Genomic DNA, 2219 nt, shown 5'->3' on the forward strand with positions numbered 1-2219 from the left:
CCTTACCCTTTACCCTTTACCCTTTCCCCAGACCTCACCTAGCATTTTTGGGTTGCCAGACTACTAGCTAGTAACGTTGCTCTAAAGCCCTACATTTATAGTTATACGAAATTATACAAAGGTAATTTGAGGAATCTGTGAAGAGATAGCTAAATAACCCCCAATATTTCTCGCTTTGTGCATTTTTAATTCGGAATCGGATTTTAGGAAAAGGTTAAAGGTTTTTTCTTTCCCTTTTCTCCCGCCCCTTATTCACAAAGGAGGCCCACCTTCCCCCTTTAACCGAGAAGTATTGAAATCACCCCGATGTCATTACTTAAGAAATATGTATAAAACTTATAGACATATTAAGTGTTCTAAATTTCCTCACAACTTCCTCATATTTAAACCCTATAGTCAAAATATAGACATTTAGTTTTAAATACCTACGAGCTTGTCAACTGGCTGCCGTAATTTGCAATAACACTTTGATGAACAGGATTTGAGAAAAATATGAACTACTGTCCTTGCTGTTCAAATCTACTATTAGAACATATCCGCGGTGCAGAGAGTTACTGGTTTTGTCGGCACTGCTGGCAAGAAATGCCTGTTTATAATCTGAACAAATCCAGTTCATTGATAGAAGCTGTCCAGGGAAAACTAGCTAGAAAACCTCAAACAGCAAAACGTATAAATACTACTATTTACGCAAGTAAATGGCAGTCTGTTACTGAATGGATAGAGCTAGAAGAGATGTCTGCCTAATACCAAGTCCCTGGAATGGGTTTAGTATAATTTATTTTTTGTAATCAATTGTCATAAAATGCGAGGCTGTAACACAGCGTTAGCCTACTGGCGTGTCAAGGCTAGATTTGTGCAATAAGTTTTGTAGGTTGGGTAGTTTGTGTCACCGTCGCGCAGCGAAGCATAAGACTTAACACCCAGACAAATGTTGGGTTGCAGAAACCGCAAGGGCGCAGTGGCTCCCCAACCTACGCTTAATACATTATTTTAGCCTGGACACGCTAGTAGCTCCTTTAACAAAAAAGTATTGCTACGCTAGCGGTGGTTCTTTCCTCTTCTTAACCATCTAAACCATTAATCAAGATTTATTGCTTAACTGTACAAATGCATCGTAATGTGGATTACCTAAAATAGGAAGTTTTCAGGCTTTTCTTAATTATCGTGTGATCATAAATAGACCATGCTGTAGGGGCACAGCATTGTTCATAGGTGTCAACTTAAGCATAAAACCCTTTAAAACCTCGTTTCCAGCTTCTGGCTGGAAATGCTATTCCTGGCGGCTCTGCCGCCAGCAAGGGAGGCGGAGCCTCTAAGACGGCATTCCCAGTCGGAGACTGGGAACGAAACAAGCGAGGTAATCTATCAAAGCTTTGTCTGGAGTGGTTTTCACGTTAAGTTGACACCAATGAGCATTGCTGTGCCCTTACGAAAGATATGGTTTTTAACCTTAATCCACATTTGGTATTTCTTGTCAATGCGTAAGTCCTACAATCTTTTATTTATAACCCTCAACTTATTTCAAGGGTTTTTAATTAAAAATTAATTTTTAATTTTAATTTTATTAGGATGCTGCTAATAAGCTTCAGCTTCTCAATGCAACCTTAATCATCTTCCCAAGATTCGTGATTCAGTAGGTCGATAATTCTATCTCTGAGTAGAAACTCGTTTTTTTCTAATTCAAGTTCAAAATTAAGCCAGTCACGGTGAGGAATATATTTACAGAGGGTATAAATTGACTGCTGACGGCTAACAAGTCTCTTTTTAACAAGTTGAAGTGCTTCTTTCTTGATAACCTCAATATCATATTTAACCGTAGTGTTCATAGCTTGTTCCTTTGTTTTCAATCAAGGAATTACAAATCAAAACAATAGTTGCTTTGACTCTACCTTAAATTTATCAAATAAAATTGGTGAGAATTGTGAAGAATCAAGACATTAACCCTTGTAGGAAGTTAGATATAACGATTCTCAATTGAATGAGGAACACGGTAATGCTGTATCTCTACAAGTATCTGTGTTTATCTGCGGTTGTTTATTTTTTCTGTATCTTACCCGTGCGAGAAACGCTATATCTTAGTAAAGATGCTCTTTGAGTCCCCAAATATAATCCCTCTATAGGACTACTATTTGATTTTTGAAAAGATACGTAGGGTGCGTTAGCAACAGCGTAACGCACCAAAGCCTTAAGAATGGTGCGTTACGGCTTACGCCTAACAC

General features: G+C 38.2%; 2 protein-coding genes. One reads left to right on the forward strand and one right to left on the reverse strand.

Annotated elements, in window-relative coordinates; translation table 11 throughout:
• Nucleotides 1-492 precede the first annotated feature (492 nt).
• A complete protein-coding gene (locus VB740_RS36480; RefSeq protein WP_323204676.1) occupies nt 493-744 on the forward strand; it encodes a hypothetical protein in 252 nt (83 codons plus the stop codon).
• Between the two features lie 860 nt (nt 745-1604).
• On the opposite strand, the gene VB740_RS36485 is transcribed toward VB740_RS36480, so the two are convergent.
• Entirely contained in the window at nt 1605-1826 is a 222-nt protein-coding gene (locus tag VB740_RS36485; protein WP_323204677.1) for a DUF4327 family protein, read from the reverse strand.
• Nucleotides 1827-2219: the final 393 nt, after the last annotated feature.

Source organism: Nostoc sp. UHCC 0251 (assembly GCF_034932245.1).
In the GTDB taxonomy this organism is placed as follows: Bacteria; Cyanobacteriota; Cyanobacteriia; order Cyanobacteriales; family Nostocaceae; genus Nostoc.